Origin of the sequence: Falsiroseomonas sp. E2-1-a20 (assembly GCF_051433195.1) — a bacterium.
In the GTDB taxonomy this organism is placed as follows: domain Bacteria; phylum Pseudomonadota; class Alphaproteobacteria; order Acetobacterales; family Acetobacteraceae; genus Falsiroseomonas.
In genome coordinates, this window is the sequence record NZ_JBHMFT010000002.1 from 156,578 (window position 1) to 173,019 (window position 16,442).

The window sequence follows — 16,442 nt, forward strand, 5'->3', positions numbered from 1 at the left end:
TTTTTTCGTTGCGGAGCCGCTGCTGATCTCTGCCCGTTCAAGGACTTCCGCCGGATTGCCGCGGCCATTTCGGGCGCTGTGCGCCCGGAATGGGTTTGCGGCCCTCCCTGCCGCGCGGTAGATGTAGCTCCCGTGGCTTATGACCTGAAACGCACCTCCCGACTCGGCTTTGGCAGCGGCGACAGCAGCGGCGCGGAGGTTGGCCGCGTCGGCGAGGAACTCGCCTCCGCCCGCCTCGCCCTCGGCCTGACGGTGGAGGAGATGGCAACCCGGCTGCGAATCCGCCGGCCCTACCTGGAAGCGCTGGAGGAAGGCCGCCTGCGCGACCTGCCCGGCCCGGCCTACGCCACCGGCTTCGTGCGCGCCTATGCCACCGCGCTCGGGCTGGATGCGGATGAGATGGTGCGGCGGTTCCGCGACCTGTCCGGCGTCGCGGCGAACCAGAAGACGCCGCTGATCTTCCCCGAACCCGTGCCGGAACGTGGCGTGCCGGCGGGCGCCGTGGTGGTGGTCGGCGCCGTGCTGGCCATCGGGTCCTATGTCGCCTGGTACAACATCTCCGGCGCCGGGGACCGCACGGTGGACCGCGTGCCGCCGGTGCCGGCGCGGCTGGAACAGGCGGCGGATCAGGGCCGCACGCAGATGCCGGGGCGGGAGGCCGCTCGGGCCGCCGGCCCGGGCGCCCTGCCGCTGTCCGCGCTGCCGCCGCCGGGCGGCCTGCCCCCGGTGGTGCCGTCGGCGCCCCCGGCACCGCCTTCGAGTGGCGCCAACACCTCGGCGCTGGCCGCGACAATGCCGGCCGCCCCGCCGCCCGTCGTCGAGGTCGTGCCAGTGGAGCCGCCGCCGGCCCTGGTGGAGATCCCCGGCCTGCCGGACGGCACCCGCGTGGTACTGCGCGCCCGGATGGACAGCCCGGACGGCGCCTGGGTCCAGGTGAAGGACCAGCGGTCCGGCCAGACCCTGGTCAGCCGCGTGCTGCGCCCGGGGGAGGCCTGGCCGGTGCCGGTGCGGGATGGGGTGCTGCTGCTGGATACCGGCAAGGCGCAGGGGCTCGACATCGTCGTGGATGGGGCGCTGTCCGATGTGCTGGAAGGCCAGGTCGGCGTCCGCCGCAACATCGCCCTGGCCCCGGAAAGGCTGCGCCAGCGGTCGCTCGCGCCGAGTGCCGCCATCGCGCCGGGACGCTGAGCGCGGGCGGGCGCCCCGCTCCGCGGCCTTCTCCCCTGTAAGGATTGCCCGCGGCACCCTATGCTGAGGGCTCGGAAAGCCGGGAAGCCCCATGTCCTACCGCCCCTACCAGCAGATCACCCGCCGCAAGTCCCGGCTGATTCATGTCGGCAAGGTGCCGGTCGGCGGCGACAGCCCGATCACCGTGCAGACCATGACCAACACGCCGACGGAGGACGCGGCGGCCACCATCGCGCAGATCCGCAAGTCGGAACTGGCCGGCGTCGACATCGTCCGCGTCTCCGTCCCGACCGAGGAGGCCACCGCCGCGCTGGCCGAGATCGTGCGGGAGGTGAATGTCCCGATCGTCGCCGACGTGCATTTCCACTACCGCCGCGCCATCGAGGCCGCCCAGGCCGGCGCCGCCTGCCTGCGCATCAATCCCGGCAATATCGGCAGCAAGGAGCGGGTGAAGGAGGTGGTGAAGGCCGCCCGCGACCATGGCTGCTCCATCCGTATCGGCGTCAATGCCGGGTCCCTGGAGAAGCACCTGCTGGAGAAATACGGGGAGCCGAACCCGGAGGCGCTGGTGGAGAGCGCCCTGTGGCACGCCGACCACCTGCTGCAGGAAGGTTTTGACGAATTCAAGATCAGCGTAAAGGCGTCCGACGTCTTCCTCGCGGTCGCCGCCTATCAGCAACTGGCGGAAGCCTGCGACCACCCGCTGCATATCGGCATCACCGAGGCCGGTGGCCGGCGGGCGGGCACGGTGAAATCCGCCATCGGCCTGGGCTCGCTGCTGTGGGCCGGCATCGGCGACACGCTGCGCGTTTCCCTGAGTGCCGAGCCTGAAGAGGAAGTCTCGGTGGGCTGGGACCTGCTGAAATCGCTGCATATTCGCCACCGCGGCGTGAAGGTCATCTCCTGCCCCTCCTGCGCCCGGCAGGGCTTCGACGTGATCCGGACAGTGGAGAAGCTGGAGGACCGGCTGGCGCATATCGACCAGCCGATCAGCCTGTCCATCATCGGCTGCGTGGTGAACGGGCCGGGGGAGGCGCTGATGACCGATATCGGCCTGACCGGCGGCGGCGCCGGCACGCACATGGTCTACGGCATGGGCAAGACCAGCCACACGGTGAAGACCGACGAGATGGTGGAGCACATCATCAGCCTGGTGGAGGCCCGCGCCGAGACGATGCGCGCGGCCAAGGCGGCGGAGGCGGCGGCGGCGGAACAGCAGGCGGCGGAATAGCCCCGGCGCTATTGCGCCGGCTGCACCAATCCGCAGCCGGTCGCCAGCCGCATCCGGTCCCACTCGTTCCAGCCTTCGCGGATCATGCCGTCCTCGACCCGCGCCATGGTCATGCCGCTGATCGTGAGCGTCCGCCCGGTCGGCGGGATGCCGAGGCCGCCGCCACTATGCGTCAGGCTGGCGCTCCAGCGCGCCACCGCCATCGGGCCGGCTTCGACCACGTCATGGACGGTGAAGTGGATGTCGGAGAAGCCATCGAGGAAGCGCTCGAAGAACGCGCGGAAGGCCTCCGGACCCCGCGCATCGGCGCCGGATTCGTCCAGGGCGTAGGCGATGGCGTCGGGCGCGAAATAGGTGGCGATCCGCCCGGCATCGCGCCGGTTCCAGACCTCCTCGAACCACAGGCGCAGCACGGTACCGGCTGAAGACGGCATGGCATGACCCTCCCGAGCCGCCAACCGGGGCGGCAGCCGGCAGGCTAGCGCCACGCCGGCGCGTCCTTCGAAGAAAATCCGCAGGTGAGGCCCACCCCTTGCCCGCCATGGCGTGCCGCGATACGCGCCACCGCATGGCCAATTCCCCGCTCCAGCCCGTCCGCGGCACCCGTGACCTGATCGGCGAGGATTTCCGCGCGCATCATCACGTCACCGCCGCCGCGCGGCGCGTCACCGCGCTGTATGGCTACGAGGAATGGGCGACACCGATCTTCGAGAGCACCGGCGTCTTCGCCCGCAGCCTGGGCGAGACCTCCGACGTGGTGTCGAAGGAGATGTACAGCTTCGAGGACCGCGGCGGCGACAGCCTGACCCTGCGGCCGGAGAACACCGCCGGCATCTGCCGCGCCCTGGTCTCCAACGGCCTGACGCAGTCGAACCTGCCCCGCAAGGTGTTCTACGCCGGCCCGATGTTCCGCTACGAGCGGCCGCAGAAGGGCCGCTACCGCCAGTTCCACCAGATCGGCGCCGAGGTGCTCGGCGCCGCGGAGCCGCTGGCGGATGCGGAGGTGATCGCCGCCGGCTGGCACATCCTGACCGATCTCGGAATCGCCGACGGCGTGGTGCTGGAGATCAACACGCTGGGCGATGCCGAGAGCCGGGACGGCTACCGCGCCGCCCTCGTCGCGCATTTCCGGGCGCATGAGGCGGATCTCTCCGCCGACAGCCGGGTGCGGCTGGAGAAGAACCCGATGCGCATCCTCGACAGCAAGGATGAGGGCGACCGCCGCATCGTCGCCACCGCGCCAACCATCGAGCCGTTCCTGACGCCCGCCGCCGCCGGTTTCTTCGAAGCGGTGCTGCGCCACCTGGAAACCCTCGGGGTGCCAACCCGGCGCAATCCGCGGATCGTGCGGGGGCTGGACTACTACAGCCACACCGCCTTCGAATTCGTCACCGATCGCCTGGGCGCCCAGGGCACCGTGATGGCCGGCGGCCGCTACGATGGCCTGGTCGAGGAGATGGGCGGCCCGCCCACCCCCTGCGTCGGCTGGGCCGCCGGGATCGAGCGCCTGGCCATGCTGATGGCCTCCGCCCCCGCCGCGCCACGCCCCGTCGCGGTGATCCCGGTGGGGGAGGCGCAGGAGGCGGCGGCGCTCGGCCTGCTGCAATCGCTGCGCCGGGCCGGCGTGGTGGCGGAGATCGCCTACAAGGGCAACCTCAAGCGCCGCATGGAACGCGCCAACAAACTGTCCGCCCGCGCCGCGCTGATCCTGGGCGAGGACGAGGCGGCCCAGGGCGTGATGCAGCTTCGCGACCTGGATAGCGGGACGCAGGAGACGGTTTCGCTTGCCGAGGCGGTCGCTCGGCTTTCGGCATGAGCCTGCCACAGAAACTCGACCGGCTGCTGACCCGGGCGGACGAAATCCGCCACGCGCTGAACACCGCCGATGGCAACCAGATCGGCAACCTGTCCAAGGAACTTTCCGACCTCGAACCGCTGGTCGCCAAGGTCTCGGCCTATCGCGCGGCGGAAAAGGCGCGGGACGAGGCGGAGGCCATGCTGGCGGACCCGGAGCTGCGCGAGTTGGCCGAGGCCGAGTTCTATGAGCTGCGCGACAGCCTGCCGCGGATGGAACGCGAGATCCGCCTGATGCTGCTTCCGCGCGATGCCGCCGACAGCCGAAGCGCGATTCTCGAAATCCGCCCGGCCGCCGGCGGCGACGAGGCGGCGCTGTTCGCGGCGGAGCTGTTCGGCGCCTACCAGCGCTACGCCGCCGCCCAGGGCTGGCGCTTCGAGATCCTGGACTACGACGCCAGCGACCTCGGCGGGGTGAAGGGCGCGACCGCCGGCGTCGAGGGCCGCGGCGTCTTCGCGAAGCTGAAGTTCGAATCCGGCGTGCACCGGGTGCAGCGGGTGCCCGCCACCGAAACCCAGGGCCGCATCCATACCTCCACCGTCACCGTGGCCGTGCTGCCGGAGGCGGAGGAGGTCGATGTCCACATCAATGAGGGCGACCTGCGGATAGACACCTACCGGGCCTCCGGCGCCGGCGGCCAGCATGTGAACAAGACCGACAGCGCCGTCCGCATCACCCACATCCCCTCCGGCGTCGTGGTGGCGATGCAGGAGGAGAAGTCGCAGCACAAGAACAAGGCCAAGGCCATGAAGGTCTTGCGCGCCCGGCTGTATGAGGCGGAGCGGGCGCGGCTGGCCGGGGTGCGCTCGGCGGACCGCAAGGGCCAGGTCGGCACCGGCGACCGGTCGGAGCGCATCCGCACCTACAACTTCCCGCAGGGACGCGTGACCGACCACCGCATCGGCCTGACCCTGCACAAGATCGACCGCGTGATGCTGGGCGAGTTCGAGGAGATCATCGGCGCCCTGACGGCGGAGGATGAGGCGGCACGGCTGGCGGCCGAATCGGAGTGAACTGCGAGCCCGGCGAGACCGTCGGCGCCTTCCTCTGCCAGGCCGGCCAGGTGCTGCGCGCCGCTGCCATCGACAGCCCCCGCCTGGAAGCGCGCCTGCTGCTCGGCCACGCCATGGGCGTGACGGCGGAGGCGCTGCTGCGCGACCCGCGCGCGCCGGTGCCGCCCGCAGCGGCGGCCCGCTTCGGCCAGGCGCTGCGGGCGCGGCTGGCGCATGTGCCGATGGCCTACATCCTCGGACGGCAGGGCTTCTGGACCCTGGATCTGGCGGTCTCCCCCGCCACCCTGATCCCCCGCCCCGATTCGGAATCGCTGGTCGAGGCGGCGCTGGCGGCGTTTCCGGATGCGGCGGCGCCGCTGCGCGTGCTGGATTTCGGCACCGGGACCGGCTGCCTGCTGCTGGCGGTGCTGGCGGAGCGGCCGGCCGCCTTCGGCATCGGCGTGGACCTTTCGCCCGCCGCCGCCGCGCTGGCCGCCGGCAATGCCCGGAGCAACGGGCTGGCGGGGCGGGCGGCCTTCCTGGCGGGTGATTGGGCGGCGGCGCTGGCGGGCCGGTTCGACCTGGTGCTGTCCAACCCGCCCTACATCGAATCGGCCGCCATCGCCGGGCTGATGCCGGAGGTGGCGCGGCATGAACCCGCCGGGGCGCTGGATGGCGGCGCGGATGGGCTCATGGCCTACCGGGCGCTGGCCGGCGCGTTGCCGGGGCTGCTGGCGCCGGGTGGAGTCGCGGTGCTGGAACTCGGCCAGGGGCAGCGCCTGGCGGTGGAGGCGCTGGCCGTTGCCGCGGGCCTCGTCCCGCTGGGGTGCCGGAGCGACCTGGGCGGGGTGGAGCGCGCCTTGAGTCTCGGAATACCAGGGTCCTCAAAAAAATAGTTTGGCGCCACGCCCCGGCGGCACTAAGTTGGCGCGGCGGAGTGGGGCATGCGGATGCGGCCCGGTTCCGTAGCGGCCGGGCGATGGCGGCGGGGCTGAAGAAACCCCTCTCGCGTGCCGGCCTGCCGCGCAGACGCAAACCGATAATCCAGCGTTCCCGGTGGGGCCCAGCCCCGGTCCGGCGGCGCGATTGCGAGACGGCGAACGCCAGACCTATGAACATGAAACGCATGCGCGGCCGCGGCGGCAACCGTCACGGCGGGGGCGGTGGCGGCGGCGGCGGTGGGCCGTATCGCCAGGGCGGCGGGGGCGGCGGCGGAGGTGGCGGTGGCCACCAGCCGATGAACCGCAACCACATCTTCGACAGCAACGGCCCGGACATGCGCCTGCGTGGCACGGCGCAGCAGCTGTTCGAGAAGTACCTGCAGCTCGGCCGCGACGCGACCGGCGCCAGCGACCGGGTGATGGCGGAAAGCTATTTCCAGCACGCCGAGCATTATTTCCGCATCCTGAATGCGATGAGCCAGGCGAGCCAGCAGCAGGGTGGCCAGCCTTACCCGCCGCAGCGCCGCTACCAGGACCAGGACGGCAACGAGGGCCAGCAGCCCTCGGACCAGGCCGAAATGTCGATGTCCAGCTACGGCCAGCAGAACGGCAACGGCCAGCAGCACGCCAACGGCCAGAACGGCAATGGCACCAATGGCAACGGGGCCAACGGCAATGGCCATGGCCACCAGATGGACCAGGATGGCGACGGCCAGCAGGACCAGCGCGACCCCCGCGACGACTGAACCGGGCGACGACTGAACGGCGCAGCCCCCCTGATGCGGGGGGCTGGTCGCCTCAGGCCAGCAATTCGGCCTGCACCGGCTCCAGCGCATCGCCCAGCGCGACCCGTCCGCCCTCCAGCACCTCCGCATAGACGCCCATGTCCATGTGGCCGAAATGCTCGCGCAGCCATTTCTGCGGCTTCGCGTCGCGTTCGGCGGTCGCCGGGTTCACCTCGGTCGCCGGGCAGCGCTGGGTGCGCTTGAACACCCGCAGCCGGGCGCCGCCGAGCAGGATCTCCCGCCCGATCCAGTCGAATTCGGCGAAGGGCTTGCCGCCGGCCACATGGATGTTGGCGCGGAAGCGGATCGGGTCGAGCGTCATGCCCACCTTCTCCTCCAGCGCCCGCACCGAATTCAGGCCGAGGATGGACACCGCCTTGGCGGCGATATCGGTGAAGGCGTGGCCCGGCGCCTCGGCGAAGCGCAGCGCGCCGCGGGCCTCCTCACCGAGGTAGTCGGTCATCCAGGCGGCAGCGGCGCTGCGGCCGGCCTCCGTGCGCAGATCGGCCTCGAAGACCGGCGCCGGCGGGGCGTGCAGCCGCAGGATGCCATCCTCGTAGCCGGCGCGGATGGCGGCGATGCGGGCATTCGCCATCAGGCAGGCGAAATGGCGCTTCTGCAGCCAGACCGGCGCGGCCGGGTCGAAGGGGCTGTCGCCCTGGGCGAAGGCGAAGCGGCGGTCATCCGGCAGGCCCTCCCCGGGGCGCAGGTCGACCGCCTCCATCGCCTCGGGCGACAGGCCCTTCACCGGGTAGCGGGAGATCCGTTCAACGCGCATGCCGAAAGCCCTTGAAGCGTTGCGCCTGGACTTACCACATCAAGGGGGAAGGCGACGCCCTCGCTGCCCGATCGGGGGCGGGGGACGCCAGTCCGCTCAAGAGAGGGACAGTTGGATGGACATCGAGAAATTCACCGACCGCGCCCGGGGCTTCCTCCAGGCCGCGCAGACCATCGCGATTCGCGAATTCCACCAGCGCGTCACGCCGGAACACCTGCTGAAGGCACTGCTCGATGACGAGCAGGGCGCGGCGGCCGGGCTGATCCGGGCCGCCGGTGGCGACCCCAACGCCGCCAAGCAGGCGGTGGATGCCGAGATCGGCCGCCAGCCCAAGGTGCAGGGCGCCGGCGCCGGCCAGCCGCAATTCACCCCCGACATCGTCCGCGTGCTGGATGCGGCCCAGCAGGCCGCCACCAAGGCCGGCGACAGCTTCGTGGCGCAGGACCGGCTGCTGGTGGCGCTGGCCGCCAGCGATGGCCCCTCCGGCCGCGCGCTGCGTGCCGCCAAGGCGGACCCGGCCCGGCTGGAAGCGGCGGTGGCGACGCTGCGCAAGGGCCGCACCGTGGACAGCCAGAACGCCGAGGAGCAGTTCGAGGCGCTGAAGAAATACGCCCGGGATCTCACCGCCCTGGCGCGCGAAGGCAAGCTCGACCCGGTCATCGGCCGCGACGAGGAAATCCGCCGCACCATCCAGGTCCTCGCCCGCCGCACCAAGAACAATCCCGTGCTGATCGGCGAGCCCGGCGTCGGCAAGACCGCCATCGTCGAGGGCCTGGCGCTGCGCATCGTGCGCGGCGACGTGCCGGAGGCGCTGAAGGACAAGAAGGTGATGGCGCTCGACCTGGGCTCCATGGTCGCCGGCGCGAAATACCGCGGCGAGTTCGAGGAGCGCCTGAAGGGCGTGCTGAAGGAGGTCGAGGAGGCCGCCGGCGACATCGTGCTGTTCATCGACGAGATGCACACGTTGGTCGGCGCCGGCAAGGCGGATGGCGCCATGGACGCCTCCAACCTCATCAAGCCGGCCCTGGCGCGTGGCGAGCTGCATTGCGTCGGCGCCACCACGCTCGATGAATACCGCAAGCATGTCGAGAAGGACGCGGCGCTGGCGCGGCGCTTCCAGCCGGTGCTGGTGGGCGAGCCCTCGGTGCAGGACACCGTCTCCATCCTGCGCGGGATCAAGGAGAAGTACGAGCTGCACCACGGCGTCCGCATCACGGACGGCGCGCTGGTGGCGGCCGCCACGCTGTCCAACCGCTACATCACCGACCGCTTCCTGCCGGACAAGGCCATCGACCTGATGGACGAGGCGTCCTCCCGCCTCCGGATGCAGGTGGACAGCAAGCCGGAGGAGCTGGACGCGATCGACCGCGACCTCATGCGCCTCAAGATCGAGCGCGAGGCGCTGCGCAAGGAGTCGGACAGCGCCAGCAAGGACCGCCTGCTGAAGCTGGAGAAGGAGCTTTCCGAGTTGGAGGAACGCTCCGCCGAGATGACCGGGCGCTGGGAGGCCGAGAAGTCCCTGGTGGTCGAGAGCCAGAAGCTGAAGGAGGAGCTGGACCGCGCGCGGACCGAGTTCGACCTGGCGCAGAACCGCGGCGACCTGGCCAAGGCGTCCGAGCTTCGCTTCGGCGTCATCCCGCAGCTGGAGAAGAAGCTGGCCGAGGCCGGTGACGGTGATGCGCGCCTGGTGAACGAGGCGGTGACGGAGGAAGCCATCGCCGCCGTCGTCTCCCGCTGGACCGGCATTCCGGTGGAGAAGATGCTGGAGGGCGAGCGCGCCAAGCTGCTGAAGATGGAAGACCAGCTGCGCAAGCGCGTGGTCGGGCAGGAGGAGGCGCTGGAGGCGGTGGCCAAGGCCGTGCGCCGGGCGCGGGCCGGGTTGCAGGACCCGAACCGCCCCATCGGCAGCTTCCTGTTCCTCGGCCCCACGGGCGTCGGCAAGACGGAACTGGTCAAATCGCTGGCGAACTTCCTGTTCGACGACGAGCGCGCCATGACCCGGATCGACATGTCCGAGTTCATGGAAAAGCACGCCGTCGCCCGGCTGATCGGCGCCCCGCCCGGCTATGTCGGCTATGAGGAAGGCGGCACGCTGACGGAGGCCATCCGCCGCCGCCCCTACCAGGTGATCCTGTTCGACGAGGTGGAGAAGGCCCACGACGACGTCTTCAACATCCTGCTGCAGGTGCTGGATGATGGCCGCCTGACCGACGGCCAGGGCCGCACGGTGGATTTCCGCAACTGCATCATCGTGCTGACCAGCAACCTCGGCAGCCAGGCCATCGCCGAACTGCCCGAGACGTCCGACATCGAGGCGGCGCGGCCGGCGGTGATGCGGGCGGTGCGCGACCGCTTCCGGCCGGAATTCCTGAACCGGCTGGATGAGGTGGTCCTGTTCCGACGCCTGGCGCGCAGCGACATGGCGGCGATCGTGGACATCCAGCTGCGCGGCCTGCGGAAGCTTCTGGAAGACCGCAAGATCGTGCTGGACCTCGACGACAGCGCGCGGGAATGGCTGGCGGAAGCCGGCTACGACCCGGCCTACGGCGCCCGCCCGCTGAAGCGCGTCATCCAGCGCAACCTGCAGGACAAGCTGGCCGGCCTGCTGCTGGAAGGCACGCTGCATGACGGCACGCACCTGCTGGTCTCCGCCAGCCCGGACGGGCTGGAGGTGCGGCCGGCGCCGCCTGGATCGCCGGAGGCGCAGGAAGCCGCCTGAGCCTCAGCGCCGCGCTGCCAGCAGCGCGGCGCCGCGCGCCCGGCCGGCGATGGGCACGGGCAGGCTGCGATAGGCGTCCAGCCCGCGCCCGGCGGTGCCGGCCGGGGCGGCGATGACCATGGCCCGCTCCGCCCCATTGGACAGGCCGGCGCCGCCGCGGGCACCCAGCCCTGCGGCACCGGCCAGCGCAACCGGCGGGTGCGGCCGGCCCTGTTCCTGCGCCCAGGCGGCCAGGACCCGGGCCCGGTAGGGCTCCGCCCGCTCCGGCGTCTGGGAATGATAGGCGGCGGCGGCGCGGGTCCAGTCGTTGCGGGTGGCGTTCAGCTCCGTCAGGAAGCGGGCGGCGTAGGTGGCGTTGGTCAGCGGGTCGAAGGCGGCATCGAGGTTGGCGAAGGCGTCCGGATGGTGGCGCAGGTTCACCTGCATGCAGCCGATGTCGATCGAGCGCATGCCGCCGGCCTGCAAGGCCTGCACCCCGGCAATGGCTGCCGCCTTGGTGGGGAAGAATTGCCCGCGTCCCTCGGCATTGATGGTCCAGGGCCAGGGGTGGAAGGCGCCGCTATCAGGGTCCCGCCGCCCGGATTCGACGCGGCCGATGGCCATCAGCAGCTGCGGCGGCAAGGCGGCGGCGCGCTCGGCGGCCTGGATGGCGGCGCGGCACAGCAGGCCGGGCTCCGCCCTGGCGGCGGGCGCGGCGAGGATCAGCAGGATCAGCAGGAACAGCGTGCGCATGGCCCGCGCACGGCAAGCCCCGTGCCAGGGCCGGCGGTTCAGGGCGGGGGTGGCGCGGGCTCCGCCGTGGGCGCCGCCGCCGGCAGTGGCACGGCTTCGACGGGCGGCACCGAGGCGGCAGGCGGCGCCAGGAGGCCGGCGGCCGGTGCGGGCGGGGGTGCGGGTGCCGGTGCGGGTGCCGGTGCGGGCGCAGGCTCCGGCGCGGCGGGCTCCGGCAGGGTCTGCGTGTAGTCCGGCACGATGCGCGCCTGGGCGCCGGCGATGACCAGCACGCGCTCCCCCACCGCCAGCGGAATCTCGTCCCGCTGCGTCACGGACAGCAGCTCGCCGTTGGTCTTGCGGACGATGTATTCCATCGCCGTGGTGTTGCCAGCCACCCGTTCCGTCGCCGCGCCGAACAACCCGCCGACCAGCGCGCCGCCGACCGCGCCGATGGCGCCCGTCATGTTGCCGCCCCCGGCCTGGGAGCCGACGATGCCGCCCGCCGCGCCGCCGGTGGCCGCGCCCGTCGCACCCTCCGCCGTCACGGTGACGCGGCGCTGGCCGATGATGACGGCCTGTTCCACGCGGTTCATCTGCTGCACGGCGCTGGTGGCGTAGTCGTCCGGCGAGTAGCTCGGCCGGCAGCCGGCCAGGATGAGAAGGAGGAGGAGGGAGATGCGGGCCATGGCCGCGTTGCTTAGGCCAGCCGGCCCCGCCCTGTCACCCTCCGCCATCCCCCAGCCTCCCCCGAGCACCGCGCTCATTCCGCGCCCGGATTGCGGCTTCATGCGGGCGGGTGACGAGGGCGCGGCGGCGTCCTAGCCTTGCCGCCACAACGCGGGAGAAGGCGGCCATGGCACGCATCGGCTTCATCGGGCTCGGCAACATGGGCGCCCCGATGGCGCGCAACCTGGTGCGCGCGGGCCACGCGGTTGCGGTGTTCGACCTGTCCGCGGCCGCGATGCAGGCGGTGCCCGGCGCCACCATGGCCGAGAGCGCCGCCGCCGCCGCGCTGCAGGCCGAATTCGTCTTCACCATGCTGCCCGAGGGCCGCCACGTGCGCGACGCGCTGCTGGGGGCGGGCGGAGTCGCCGCCGCGTGCCCGGAGGATGCCGTGCTGGTGGATTGCTCCACCATCGACGTGGCGACGGCCCGCGCCCTGGCGGCGGAAAGCGGCCGCTTCTTCCTGGATGCGCCGGTGTCCGGCGGGGTGATGGGGGCGGAGGCCGGGACGCTGACCTTCATGGTGGGCGGCGATGCGGCCGCCTTCACCGCCGCCGAGCCCATCCTGGCGCAGATGGGCCGGGCCGCGATCCATTGCGGGCAGGCGGGGGCGGGGCAGGCGGCCAAGGCCTGCAACAACATGATGCTGGCGGCGACCATGATCGTGACCGCCGAGGCCTTCGTGCTGGCCGAAAGCCTCGGGCTTTCGCACCAGGCGCTGTTCGACGTGGCGTCCAAATCCTCGGGGCAGAGCTGGAGCCTGACGACGTATTGCCCGGTGCCGGGGCCGGTGCCGGGGAGCCCGGCCAACCGGGATTACGCGCCGGGGTTCGCGGCGAGCCTGATGTTGAAGGATCTGGGGCTGGCGGTCGGGGCGGCGCAGGAGGCGGGGCTGGACTTGCCGGTGGGGGAGAAGGCGCTGGAGGTTTATCGGAGGTTTGTGGAGGAGGGAGGCGGAAAGAGGGATTTTTCGGGTGTGGTGAGGATGGTGAGGGACAGAGCGACATGACTGCGCGCGGATATGGCCTGGAAGGCAATCAGACTCGAAGGTAGCCGAGACGGATGACCGTCCCCGAAGAATCGCTCCAGATCTCCGACATCAGTAGCGGGGCAATTCGTGTAGCTCAGGAGTTGCACGTGACGGGAGGCATAAGGGCGTTTGGTTCTAGTGCTGGGTTTTGGGCCTGGCATCCGGTTACTATCGGCGGAGCCATTCACGCACTGAAGCCTGTACCAATAAATTCTATTTTAAACATAGCAAAAAATCTCGGCGCAGAGCTCTTCGGTGGTAATGAGATCAGCGGGCTTGGTGCGTCGCTACATTCTAGAGTTTGGACGCCGCTCGATGGTCCGTATAATGGCCAGCCTCAACCCGCTGATCTGTGGATCAACATTGCAGCGAACGCTGATCGGGCGGGTGATAGGCGGTATGCCGAGCTCGCGAACCATATTTCCTTCAGTCTGCGCGCGGCTGGGATACGACTTCGGGATGCGTCTGATCATTATAGGGATCAGCTGCTTGCGGCGATTGAGGAGAAGCGAAAGCCAGGAATTTTGTTCAGTAATCTTCCGCTGAGCGACCTCCAGCTTGCGTTTCACTCCGTACTTTCAGAGCTAGGGAGCGCACGAGATTACCTCGGTGTCTTGTTGGGCTACAGCTTTAATGCGCCACCGAGTATTGATGCCATGAATCGGTTCAAAAGGTGGGTTTCAAAAGCTGCTCATTCAGATTTAAGATTAGAACCGATCGTCGACAAAGTTCTTCGTGGCTACGACCAAACCAGTAGCGACCCCTGGCTTGCTGACTTGTCTGAATACCGTAACGAATTTCTTCATCGGCGTCCGCTCGGGTCGGGCGAAGGTGCGCGCTGGCTCCGACTTTGCGAGTACGAACGAAACGGGGTGATCTACCCTTTTATTGAAATGCCGCTTGGTCCTAGTGATTCGTCAGCGCCCGGTCAGGACTCGCTTCACCGCTTTGTAAGTTTGCAGAGGTGTATGACGGCGCTTATGCGTGACGCCGCCGCCTCTGCGCGTTACGCTGCTACGCCAGCGCACCTAGGGGCGCAGCAGATGCCGTGGGAGCCTAGCGTGGACTGGACCACGAAAGGCTGAAGCGAGCGAACCTCGTTACCGCTCGAAAATCCGCGGATCCATCCTCACTGCCTGCTCCGCCCCAACCCAAATCCGGGCCGAGTCCGGATGCCCCGGATTCACCACCACATTCTCATCCCTTCCCCCCGTGACCACAGACGCCACGATCAGCAGCGCCGACCTTCCCTCCCGCAGCCACGCCCCCCCAAACGCCTGCGCCACCGAGACCTCGAACGGATCATCCCACCCCGGATGCCGCCCCGGCTCGAACCGCTCCCGCGACACATCCTCAGGCACCTCCGCCACCACGCAGCGCGCCGCACTCGGTGGGCTTTTCCGGTTGGCGTGGACCAGCACTTCCACCAGGCACAGCGCGAAGCTCGTGCCGGTGTAGATCGCCGCCAGCCCGGGCGGATTCCAGCGTTGCCCGAACAGCCGGGCGCCCTCGCCGGACCAGATCGGGTGCGGCCCCGTGACAATGCGCCAAAGGCGCACGCGCTACAGCGCCAGCCCGTATTCCAGCGCGTTCAGAACCTGCTCCGTCCGCCGCGTGCCGAGGTCGGTGCGGGCCGCGTCCACCGGGCTGCGCCCGTCCAGCGCAGGATGCGGCGTGGTCATGAACTCCCGCGCCTCCGCCTCCGAGCCCAGGGCGCGGCGGGCATGGACGAACAGCCGGGCCACCCGTTCGGTCCGCTCGCTTTCCTGCGGCGAAAGCTGCGTGGCGCGGCGCTCCAGCGTCGTCTTCGGCACCACGCCCCATTCCAGGCTCGCGGCGCGGGCCTTGTCGCCGCCGGCCAGTGATTCCGCCACATGCCGCAGCGCCTGCCGCGGCAGCCCGCGTTCCACCGCCTTCTCGATCAGCGCCGGGGAGGGCAGGGAGACGCGGCGAGACCCGAGGTCCAGCTTCGTCCCGCGCCCTTCGTTCGGGCCAAACCCGGCAAAAGTCTGGTCCGCCCGCGCCTCGACCATCTCCAGGGTGGCGTCGCCGAGGTGGATCACGAAATCGCCCTCCCGATTCGAGCCCTCCGGGATGAAGGCGATGCCCATCAGCGCGGCCACCGCCTGGGCGTCGTAGTTGGTGAGCATGCTGCCTGGTCTCCGACCACATGGGGCAAGATATGGCCCCAGGTGGTCGGTTGCAAGGAAACGTCGCGCTCACTCCGGGCGAGGCTTGCCGCCCAGCGCCCGCCCACTCACCACCGCCTCCTCCCCGAACCGCGCCCGCAGCTTTTGGACCGCCGCCCACCTGACGGCCCGCCGTGCCGCCTCCGGGTCCGCCAGGTCTGGAAGGTCGGCAGAATCCCCGGGCGCCAGCGGTTGCGTCCCCACGCCGATCAGCCGGAAGGCCGTGCCGGACACCTCCTTCGCCAGCATCGGCTGCGCCGCCCGGAATAGCATTTCCGGGAGCTTCGTCGGCCGCCCCAGCCGCACCGTCCGCGTCCGGCTCTCGAACCCGGCCGTCTTCAGCTTCAGCACCACCCCCGCCGCCGCCAGCCCCTTCTCGGAAAGCCGACGGCCGAGCTTCTCGCAAAGCCGCCACAGCGGCACTTCCAGCTCCGCCAGGGTGCGCAGGTCGGTGTCGAAGGTCGTCTCGGCCGAGATGCTCTTCACCGCCCGCGCCGGGTCCACGCGCCGCGCATCCTCGCCGCGGGCGCGCGCGGCGAGGCTCGGTCCATCCTCGCCGAAGCGCCGCGCCGCCTCCCGCACCTCCAGCGCCGCCAGTTGCCCGAGCCGGGTGAAGCCGGCGCCGGCCAGCTTCTTCGCCAAGGCCGGCCCCACCCCCGGCAGCAGCGTCACCGGCTGGTCCGCCAGCCACGCGCGACCCTCCTCGCCCATCACGGCGAAGCCGCGCGGCTTGTCGCGTTCCGCCGCCAGCTTCGCCAGCAGCCGGTTCGGCGCCAGGCCGATGGAGACGGTGATGCGCAGCCGCCGCTCCACCTCCCGCGCGAAGCGGGCCAGCACCAAAGCGGGCGGGGCGCGGTGCAGGGCCTCCGTCCCGCTCAGGTCCAGCACCGCCTCGTCGATCGACAGCGGCTGCACCAGCGGGGTCAGCGCCTCCATCATCTCCCGCATCTCGCGCGCCACGGCGACGTATTTCGCCATGTCCGGCTTGATGACGACGGCGTCCGGGCAGGCGGCGAGCGCCTTGAACATCGGCATGGCGCTGCGCACGCCGCGCGTCCGCGCCACGTAGCAGGCCGCCGAGACCACGCCGCGCCGCCCGCCGCCGACGATCACCGGGCGGGTCAGCAATTCGGGGCGGTCGCGCTTCTCGACGCTGGCGTAGAAGGCGTCGCAGTCGATATGGGCCACGGAAAGCCGGAACAGCGCCGCGTGGCGGACGATGCGGCGGCTGCCGCAGGCGGGGCAGGTGGCGCCGGGCGGGTCGCGGGACAGGCAGTCCCGGCAGAGGGCGGGCATG

General features: G+C 70.7%; 16 protein-coding genes. 9 read left to right on the top strand and 7 right to left on the bottom strand.

The window, feature by feature from the left end:
- Window positions 1–132: 132 nt before the first annotated feature.
- Window positions 133–1,188 carry a helix-turn-helix domain-containing protein gene (locus tag ACFHPP_RS03215; RefSeq protein WP_437161825.1) on the top strand — a complete coding sequence of 352 codons (1,056 nt, stop codon included), beginning with the start codon at window positions 133–135 and terminating at the stop codon, window positions 1,186–1,188.
- A 91-nt stretch (window positions 1,189–1,279) separates the two neighbouring features.
- Entirely contained in the window at window positions 1,280–2,419 is a 1,140-nt protein-coding gene (gene ispG / locus ACFHPP_RS03220; RefSeq protein ID WP_437161826.1) for a flavodoxin-dependent (E)-4-hydroxy-3-methylbut-2-enyl-diphosphate synthase, read from the top strand.
- Between the two features lie 8 nt (window positions 2,420–2,427).
- Here ispG and ACFHPP_RS03225 read toward each other — a convergent pair whose 3' ends face one another.
- On the bottom strand, window positions 2,428–2,853 hold the full coding sequence (locus tag ACFHPP_RS03225) for an ester cyclase (RefSeq protein ID WP_437161827.1): 426 nt from the start codon (window positions 2,851–2,853) through the stop codon (window positions 2,428–2,430).
- Window positions 2,854–2,987: 134 nt separating this feature from the next.
- On the opposite strand from ACFHPP_RS03225, the gene hisS reads away from it, so the two are divergent.
- The 4 genes from hisS to ACFHPP_RS03245 all read left to right on the top strand — a co-directional run bounded on the left by hisS (window position 2,988) and on the right by ACFHPP_RS03245 (window position 6,953).
- Window positions 2,988–4,235: a histidine--tRNA ligase gene (gene hisS / locus ACFHPP_RS03230; protein ID WP_437161828.1), complete on the top strand. Its 1,248-nt coding sequence runs from the start codon at window positions 2,988–2,990 to the stop codon at window positions 4,233–4,235.
- A complete protein-coding gene (gene prfA / locus ACFHPP_RS03235) occupies window positions 4,232–5,287 on the top strand; it encodes a peptide chain release factor 1 (protein WP_437161829.1) in 1,056 nt (351 codons plus the stop codon). The genes hisS and prfA overlap by 4 nt, the downstream gene beginning before the upstream one ends.
- Complete coding sequence (gene prmC, locus ACFHPP_RS03240) at window positions 5,284–6,162, top strand: peptide chain release factor N(5)-glutamine methyltransferase (RefSeq protein WP_437161830.1); 879 nt, start codon at window positions 5,284–5,286, stop codon at window positions 6,160–6,162. The genes prfA and prmC overlap by 4 nt, the downstream gene beginning before the upstream one ends.
- 230 nt (window positions 6,163–6,392) lie before the next feature.
- Window positions 6,393–6,953, top strand: a complete 561-nt coding sequence (locus tag ACFHPP_RS03245; protein WP_437161831.1) for a DUF4167 domain-containing protein — start codon at window positions 6,393–6,395, stop codon at window positions 6,951–6,953.
- Window positions 6,954–7,005: 52 nt separating this feature from the next.
- Here ACFHPP_RS03245 and ACFHPP_RS03250 read toward each other — a convergent pair whose 3' ends face one another.
- Window positions 7,006–7,770, bottom strand: a complete 765-nt coding sequence (locus ACFHPP_RS03250; RefSeq protein ID WP_437161832.1) for an MOSC domain-containing protein — start codon at window positions 7,768–7,770, stop codon at window positions 7,006–7,008.
- Window positions 7,771–7,885: 115 nt separating this feature from the next.
- On the opposite strand from ACFHPP_RS03250, the gene clpB reads away from it, so the two are divergent.
- A complete protein-coding gene (gene clpB, locus ACFHPP_RS03255; RefSeq protein WP_437161833.1) occupies window positions 7,886–10,489 on the top strand; it encodes an ATP-dependent chaperone ClpB in 2,604 nt (867 codons plus the stop codon).
- A gap of 3 nt (window positions 10,490–10,492) precedes the next feature.
- Here the strand turns inward: clpB and ACFHPP_RS03260 are convergent, their stop codons facing one another.
- Window positions 10,493–11,221: a lytic transglycosylase domain-containing protein gene (locus tag ACFHPP_RS03260; RefSeq protein WP_437161834.1), complete on the bottom strand. Its 729-nt coding sequence runs from the start codon at window positions 11,219–11,221 to the stop codon at window positions 10,493–10,495.
- Between the two features lie 38 nt (window positions 11,222–11,259).
- A complete protein-coding gene (locus tag ACFHPP_RS03265; RefSeq protein WP_437161835.1) occupies window positions 11,260–11,889 on the bottom strand; it encodes a hypothetical protein in 630 nt (209 codons plus the stop codon).
- 167 nt (window positions 11,890–12,056) lie between these two features.
- Between ACFHPP_RS03265 and mmsB the strand changes: the two genes are divergently transcribed.
- Both mmsB and ACFHPP_RS03275 read left to right on the top strand, forming a co-directional pair.
- Window positions 12,057–12,935 (top strand): 3-hydroxyisobutyrate dehydrogenase, encoded by an 879-nt coding sequence (gene mmsB / locus ACFHPP_RS03270; RefSeq protein WP_437161836.1) that lies wholly within the window; start codon window positions 12,057–12,059, stop codon window positions 12,933–12,935.
- 53 nt (window positions 12,936–12,988) lie between these two features.
- The gene (locus ACFHPP_RS03275) at window positions 12,989–14,041 is read left to right on the top strand and encodes a hypothetical protein (protein WP_437161837.1); all 1,053 of its coding nucleotides are present in this window, start codon (window positions 12,989–12,991) and stop codon (window positions 14,039–14,041) included.
- Window positions 14,042–14,056: 15 nt separating this feature from the next.
- On the opposite strand, the gene ACFHPP_RS03280 is transcribed toward ACFHPP_RS03275, so the two are convergent.
- From ACFHPP_RS03280 to ACFHPP_RS03290, 3 genes are all read right to left on the bottom strand, one after another.
- Window positions 14,057–14,515 (bottom strand): RES family NAD+ phosphorylase, encoded by a 459-nt coding sequence (locus ACFHPP_RS03280; RefSeq protein ID WP_437161838.1) that lies wholly within the window; start codon window positions 14,513–14,515, stop codon window positions 14,057–14,059.
- A gap of 3 nt (window positions 14,516–14,518) precedes the next feature.
- Entirely contained in the window at window positions 14,519–15,106 is a 588-nt protein-coding gene (locus tag ACFHPP_RS03285; protein ID WP_437161839.1) for an antitoxin Xre/MbcA/ParS toxin-binding domain-containing protein, read from the bottom strand.
- A 69-nt stretch (window positions 15,107–15,175) separates the two neighbouring features.
- Complete coding sequence (locus ACFHPP_RS03290; protein ID WP_437161840.1) at window positions 15,176–16,441, bottom strand: DNA polymerase IV; 1,266 nt, start codon at window positions 16,439–16,441, stop codon at window positions 15,176–15,178.
- Between the last annotated feature and the right edge of the window lies 1 nt (window position 16,442).